Genomic DNA, 6,979 nt, shown 5'->3' with positions numbered 1-6,979 from the left:
CCCCCCGGCAGCCCCAACCCCCTCCGGGCTGATCCTCGACTTCGTCGGGGTCCTGACGTCGACCGCCCGGCCGGCCGTCGAGACCCGGTGCTCCGCGCACGGCCTCGCCCCGGACGCGTGGCGTGAGACGGTCGGCTCCCGCCCCGAGGCCGCTACGGGTGCTGGAGACCCGGCGACTGAGCCGGCCCGCACCACCGGCCGGCTGTCCGTGCCCGGCGCGCGGGCATGTAGAAGTCTACGAAGCGGGGGTCCCAGCCTGCTGACGTCTTCATGTCTTCCACCCCTAGCTGCCCCCGCCCGGTCGGCTGTGTACTCCTCGCATGCACCCCAGGACCGTGGAGGCCTGCGCATGACCGGCCACACCTCTCCCGCCCGCACCCCGCGGGCGCTCGGCGAGCAGGGCGTCGCCGTCCCGGCGGTCCCGAACGCCATCCGCGACGCAACGGGCCCGAACCCGACCCATGCCCCGGTCGCGCCGGAGCACCTGTGCGGCTTCGAGCCGGGCTGATCCCCGTGGGCCCAGCTGTAATCCCGGATTCCCGTACCGCACGGGCAGGGCATCCGGGGAACCCTTCCATCTCCGAAAGAAGTGACCGTGACTGCGCAGACCCAAGAGACGAACATCCAGGACATCGAGCGTGCCTGGATGGACGAGGCGATCAGGCTGGCCACGAACAGTGTGACGAACGGCGGCGGTCCCTTCGGCGCCCTGGTCGCCAAGGAGGGCGAGATCGTCGCTCTCGGGAACAACCAGGTCACCGCGACCCTGGACCCGACGGCGCACGCCGAGGTGAGCGCCATGCGCGCCGCCTGCAAGCAGCTCGGCACCTTCTCGCTCGAAGGCTGCGTCCTGGTCACGTCGTGCGAGCCCTGCCCGATGTGTCTCTCCTCGGCGCTGTGGGCGCGGGTCGACCGGATCGTCTACTCCGCCGACCGGCACGACGCCGCGGTGGCCGGTTTCGACGACCGCAAGTTCTACGACCTCTTCGACAAGAAGCCCCAGTCCATGTGGCCGACCCGGGTCGAGCAGCTGGACCTGCCGCACCGTACGGCTCCGTTCGACGCGTGGCTGGCCAAGGCCGACCGCATCGACTACTGAGCACACCGACCACTGAGGGCATCGCCGGCTGAGCACCCGCGCGCCGGGCGGCGGAAGGGCGACCGGGGCGTCCACCGCCCGGCGCGGGCACGCGAGTTCGTTGCGGACGAGCACCCCTTGCATGCGGCCCGCTCCATTAGGACCGCATCTGTCCTCTACTCCGGCTAGCGTGCCGTCCATGACCAGGACGAAGGCCCAGCGCGCCGCGACCGCCCCCGTGCTCACCACCCGCGCCCTGAACCGGGCCACGCTCGCCCGGCAGCTGTTGTTGCGCCGTTCGCCGATGTCCGCCGAGGCGGCCGTGGAGCACCTCGTCGGACTCCAGGCGCAGGAGGTGAAGCCGCCCTACGTCGCGCTGGCCGCCCGTCTCGACGGGTTCGCGCCCGAGGAACTGTCCGGGCTGCTGGCCGGCCGCGAGGTCGTACGGATGGTCACCCTGCGGTCCACCATCCACCTGCACACCGCCGACGACGCCCTCACCCTGCGGCCGCTGGTGCAGCCCGCCCGGGACCGCGAAGTGAACATGAAGCAGTTCCGCGAAGGGCTCGTCGGCGTCGACCTCGACCGGCTCTCCGCCCTCGTCCGCGCCCTGGTCGAGGAAGAACCGCGCACCATGCGGCAGTTGCGCGAGGCGCTGCTCGCCGAGTGGCCGGACGCCGATCCGCTGGCCCTGGCCGTCGCCGCCCGCTGCAAGCTCCCGCTCGTCCAGGTCACCCCGCGCGGACTGTGGGGCAGGAGCGGCCAGGTCGCCCTCACCACCGTCGAGCACTGGCTGGGCCGCCCGGCCGAGCCGCCCGCGTCCGCCGACTCGGCGGTCCTGCGCTACCTCGCCGCCTTCGGTCCGGCGTCCGTGCAGGACATGCAGACCTGGGCCGGGCTGACCCGGATGCGTCCCGTCTTCGAGCGGCTGCGGCCCCGGCTCGTCACGTTCCGCGACCCGAACGGCGTCGAGCTCTTCGACCTGCCCGACGCCCCGCGGCCCGACCCGGACACCCCCGCCCCGCCACGCCTGCTGCCCGAGTTCGACAACCTGCTGCTGTCCCACGCCGACCGCACCCGGGTGATCCCCGCCGCTCAGCGAGGCCGCACCTGGCAGGTCAACACCTTCTCCCGTCCGTTCCTCGTCGACGGCTTCCTCGCGGGCGTGTGGTGGCTGTACGACGACGCTCTCGTCATCGAGCCCTTCACCGAGGCGGCCGAGGCCGCGCGCGACGAGGTGGCCGCGGAGGCGGAGCGGATGCTGCGGGTGCTGTACCCGGGAGGGTCGTACGACATCCGGTTCGGGACCGTCACCGGCTGACGCCGGGCAAGGAGGCCGACGCCGGGCATGGAAAGGGGGCGTTGCGGGCCGCTCGTGGAGGCCCGCAACGCCCCCTGGTATTCACCTGAGGGGTGCCCTCAGGAGCTCTTCGCCCGTTACGAGTTGACCTGCGCGGTCACCAGGCTGGAGAAGGTGGTCAGCCGGGTGTAGACACCCGGGTAACCGGCCTGGGCGCAACCCTCGCCCCAGGAAGTGATCCCTGCCAGGACGCCCCCGACAAGCAGGGGACCGCCGCTGTCGCCCTGGCAGGTGTCCACGCCGCCGGAGGAGTATCCGGCGCACACCATCTCGCTCTTGACGTAGTCGGAACCGTACGAGCCGCCGCAGCTGGTGTCGGAGACGATCGGCACGGTCGCGGTGCGCAGCTGGTTGGAGGAGCTGCCGCCCGACGACGTGGTGCCCCAGCCGAGGACGCGGGCGGTGGTGCCGGCCGCGTAGACGGAGGTGTCGGTGGACGAGACGTACTTGGCCGTGGTGTACGGCATCGCCGTCGACAGGGTCAGCACCGCGACGTCCTCACCGCGGGTGGCGGTGGTGTAGTTCGGGTGGATCCAGATCTTGCTGACCCGGGCGACCGTGCCGTTGGTGCCGTTGAGGTAGGTGCGGCCGCCGACCACGCGGACGCCACTGGGGCTTTCGCCGACCATGCAGTGCGCGGCGGTGACGACCTTCGTCGGGGAGACCAGCGTGCCGCCGCAGAACTGGTTCTGGGAGGCGTCGGTGATCTGCATCATGAACGGGTAGCTGCTGGTCGTCGTCGTGGTGCCGCCGACGATGGGCTGGGGCGCGGCGACGGCCGAGGGGGCGGCGGTCAGCGCGGTCGCGGCGGCGGCAGCGGTGGCGGCTATCGCGACGGCGGTCCTTCTCGCACGGGTGAGCCCGGACATGAGGTCTCCTCAGGGTGTTGCCGGTGGGGGGGCGCGCGGGTGTGGGGGGTGTTGCACGGAGGTCTGGGACGGACCCCCGTGTGCCCGGCGAGCGGCACGACCCTTACGCTAGGTCCCGGCCCACCGGCCTCCCAATGAGGGAACCCCCTAAGGGGGTTGGTGAGGGAAAACCCTCGGTCGGGCCCCGTCCGCCTGCACCTCTTGGCCCACACCCCTCGGCCTGCCCTCGCTCCGCCCCCTCGGTCCCCTCAGGTCCCGGTTCCCGCGGCGCTCACCCCGTGCGCGGCCCTCAGCCCGTGCGCGGCCCCGCCGCCAGCCGGACGATGTCCACCCGGGAGCGGATCCCCAGCTTCCGGTAGACCCGGGTCAGGGTCGCCTCCACCGTCTTGACGCTGATGAACAGCCGCGCGGCGATCTCCCGGTTGGTGGCGCCCTCCATGACCAGCGCGGCGACCTGACGCTCCATCGACGCCAGCCCGTCCAGCGCGGCCGTCGCGGGCGCGGGCACGGGAACGGGTTCGCGGGCCGGCGGGGGAGAGGCAGCCGCCTCCACCTGCCGCAGCCACGGCAGCGCCCGGCACCGCCGGAACAGCCGCGCCGCCTCGTCGTACGACGCCGGACCCGGCCGGACACCGCCGCCCGGCCGGACCGAGCCGGGCGCCTGGGCGCGGGCGCGCAACCGGGCCAGCGCGAAGGCCGCCCGCGCCTCCTCCAGCCCGTACCCCAGCTTGGCCAGCCGGTCCTGAACCGACGTCAGCCGTGCCATCGCGCCCTCGTGGTCCCCGCGCGCCGCCCGCACCAGCGCCTCCGCCCGGTCCAGGACGGCCAGCACGCTCTCCCGGCTCAGCCGCAGCGCCTGCTCGCGGGTGACGTCGACGACGTCCTGCGCCTCGGCGAGCTCGCCGACCCGCACCAGCGCCTCCGCGAGGTCGCCGTGCCAGCGCCCGCGGGCCGGGTCCGTCACCCCGAGCCCCTGCTCCAGTTCCCGCACCCGCCGCAGCGACCGGACGGTGCCGGCGGCGTCCCCGGCGACCAGCTGGACGTAGCCGAGGGAGGCCAGGGCACGCGACATGTAGATCTGGTCGCCGTCCTCCTCGGCGTGTTCGGCGGCCTCCCGGGCCAGCGCCAGCGCCCGGTCGACGTCTCCGCCCGACGCCTCCGCGACGGAGGTGAGCACGGCGGAGGCCACCTCGCCGATCCCGGAGTCCCGGGCCAGCCGCAGGCTCTCCCGGGACAGGTCCAGGGCCCGCCCGCAGTGCCCGGCGCGCAGTTCGGTCTCGGCGAGCATCCGCAGGAAGTGCACCTCGCTCTCCACCATGCCGCGCCGCCGCACCTCGCTGAGCAGCCTGGTGACGGTGGCGCGGGCATCGGGCAGCTGATCGCTCATCAGCAGCCAGCGCAGCCGGGTGGAGCCCGCCCCGTTGTGATGGCAGGCGACCTGCGGATCCTGCGGTTCCTGGAGGGCCCGCCGGATGGTGGCGGGGGCGTCGGGGTGGCCCATCAGCGTCTCGGCCTGCGCCTGGAAGGCGAGCGCCAGCAGCTCGGTGCGCCGGTCGCCGCCCCGCGCGGCCAGCTCCGCGGCGTGCGCGGCCTCTTCCCGGCCCTCGGCGAAGTCGCCCTCGACGACGAGGGCCCGCCAGGCCAGCTGGTAGTGGACCAGGGCGAGCAGCCGGGGGTCGTCGCCCGCGTCGGCGAGCGCCTGCGGGAAGACCGCGTCGACGTCTCCGAGGGCCTGACCGGCCGCCTCTATGACCACCATCCAGGCCCGTACCCGGTCGGCGGGCACGGTCGCCCGGGACAGCACCTCCCGGGCGATGTCCCGGGCGAGATCCACCTCGCCCGCGGTGATCGCGTCCTCGGCGGCCTGCAACCGCCGCTCGTCGGCGGCCGGTACGCCGCCGGCCGGGGTGTGCCGGGCGGCGAGCAGCCCCAGGGAGGCCGCCATGGACGGCGCGCCGCGGTCCCGGGCCAGCGCGGCGGCCCCGGCGAGCCGGGCCGCCACCTCCGGGTCGGTCCCGTTGGTGGCCAGCGCCAGGTGCCGGGCGCGTTCGATCGGGTCGGAGGCGGCCTCGGACAGCGCGGCGTGCGCGGCGCGGCGCCGGTGCGCGGGCGCCTCCGCGTACAGCGCGGCCGAGATCAGCGGATGCGCGAACCGTACGGCCGGGCCCTCCGGTTCGGTGGCCAGCAGGCCGAGCTCGGCCGCCCGCGCGGTCTCCGCCTCGGCGTGGTGGCGGCCCGCCGCGTGCAGCAGGGCCAGCGTGGGACGGGCGCCCGCACTGGCCACGAGGAGGGTGTGCCGGGCCTCGTCGGACAGCATCTCCAGCCGGTTCAGCACCAGGGCCCGCAGCGAGGTCGGCACCGGCAGCGGCTCGCCCGGCCGGGGCGGGACCGGGTTCTCGGCGAGGGCACGGCCCAGTTCCAGCGCGAACAGCGGGTTGCCGCCGCTGGTGCGGTGGATCTCGCGGACCGTGGAGCGGGGCAGGCCGGTGTAGCCGCGGTGGTCGAGCAGCGCGGAGACCTGGGTGCGGGAGAGCGGGCCGAGTCGCAGGGCGAGGGTGTCGGGCGGGGCGGCCCGCAACTGCCGGTCGTACTCCTGGTCCTCGGCGCGCATCGCGCACAGCAGCTGGACGGGGGTGTCGCCGAGGCGGCGGGCGGCGAACCCGAGCAGTTCGGCGCTGGCCGGGTCGAGCCACTGGAGGTCGTCGGCGACGACCAGGACGGGCCCCGCCGCGGCGAGCGCGCGCAGCGCCGACAGCACGGCGAGGCGCAGCGCGAGGCCGTCGCGCTGGAGGGTGGACTCGCCGCGGCCGGTGAGCGCGGACTCCAGCGCGGTGCGCTGGGTGGCGGGCAGCTGGTCGGACACGTCGTCGAGGACCAGGCCGAGCAGGTCGGCGAGGGCCAGGAAGGGGAGGTGGGATTCGGACTCGGTCGCGGAGCAGCGCAGCACGGTGCGGGCGGTCGCGCCGTATTCCGCGGCCAATGCCCGCAGCACGGTCGACTTTCCTATTCCGGCGGGCCCGTGGAGCAGCACACTGCCGCCGCGGTCCAGCTGCTCACGCGCCGCGGTGAACGGCTCCTCCCGGCCGATGACCAGGTCGGGGCGGCATCTGGCAGGCTCCTCGAAGTCCCGTCGCACGGTCACCGCTCCCCTCCGTGTGTCGTGTTCTGGCCAAATTCTAGGCACCGAGTCATTGAATTTCGGAGGGGCGCGGTGGTGAGGGAAATAACAGCAACGTGCATGGGGAATTTCAGCTCCGTGTCAATTGCATGACGCACGGCGCGTGGGGAGGCGCCGCGACTCCGGGTGCGCCCCGAAGGGCTCGGGGAACCACGCGACCCGACCACGGCGAACCCGCAGCCGCCACACGCCGGAAACCGCTACGGCGCTCAGGCCCGGCACCCCTGCGGCGCTCACGCCCGGCATCCCGTGGCGCTCACGCCCGGCACCCCTAGGGCAACACCCCCGCCCGCCGCGCCGCGACCACCGCCTCTCCCCGCGTCCGCGCGCCCAGCTTCCGCATCGCGGAGCGCAGATAGCTCTTCACCGTCTCCGGGCGCAGTCCCAGCCGCTCGGCCGCCGCCGCGTTCGTCGCCCCCGCCGCCACACAGGCCAGCACGTCCACCTCCCGGGGCGCCAGCCGCACCCCGTCCGGCTCCCAGCCCGGCGCCAGC

General features: G+C 74.4%; 6 protein-coding genes. 3 read left to right on the top strand and 3 right to left on the bottom strand.

The window, feature by feature from the left end:
- Positions 1-349: 349 nt before the first annotated feature.
- The 3 genes from CCN42_RS42960 (at position 350) to CCN42_RS35870 (ending at position 2,399) form a co-directional block, all read left to right on the top strand.
- Positions 350-508, top strand: coding sequence for a hypothetical protein (locus tag CCN42_RS42960; protein WP_158102181.1), 159 nt, complete (start codon positions 350-352; stop codon positions 506-508).
- A gap of 87 nt (positions 509-595) precedes the next feature.
- Entirely contained in the window at positions 596-1,099 is a 504-nt protein-coding gene (locus CCN42_RS35875) for a nucleoside deaminase (protein ID WP_086741535.1), read from the top strand.
- Between the two features lie 178 nt (positions 1,100-1,277).
- Entirely contained in the window at positions 1,278-2,399 is a 1,122-nt protein-coding gene (locus tag CCN42_RS35870; RefSeq protein WP_086741534.1) for a winged helix DNA-binding domain-containing protein, read from the top strand.
- A 116-nt stretch (positions 2,400-2,515) separates the two neighbouring features.
- On the opposite strand, the gene CCN42_RS35865 is transcribed toward CCN42_RS35870, so the two are convergent.
- The 3 genes from CCN42_RS35865 to CCN42_RS35850 form a co-directional block, all read right to left on the bottom strand.
- Positions 2,516-3,307 (bottom strand): S1 family peptidase, encoded by a 792-nt coding sequence (locus CCN42_RS35865; protein WP_086741533.1) that lies wholly within the window; start codon positions 3,305-3,307, stop codon positions 2,516-2,518.
- A gap of 289 nt (positions 3,308-3,596) precedes the next feature.
- Positions 3,597-6,449, bottom strand: coding sequence for a helix-turn-helix transcriptional regulator (locus CCN42_RS35855; RefSeq protein ID WP_086741531.1), 2,853 nt, complete (start codon positions 6,447-6,449; stop codon positions 3,597-3,599).
- A gap of 307 nt (positions 6,450-6,756) precedes the next feature.
- Positions 6,757-6,979 (bottom strand): response regulator transcription factor (locus tag CCN42_RS35850; RefSeq protein ID WP_143662141.1); only part of this gene is annotated, 223 nt, incomplete at its 5' end.

Source organism: Streptomyces glaucescens (assembly GCF_002154375.1).
Classification (GTDB): domain Bacteria; phylum Actinomycetota; class Actinomycetes; order Streptomycetales; family Streptomycetaceae; genus Streptomyces; species Streptomyces glaucescens.
The sequence above is the reverse complement of the archived record's forward strand: the minus strand, read 5'-3'. Positions and strand labels throughout refer to the sequence as shown.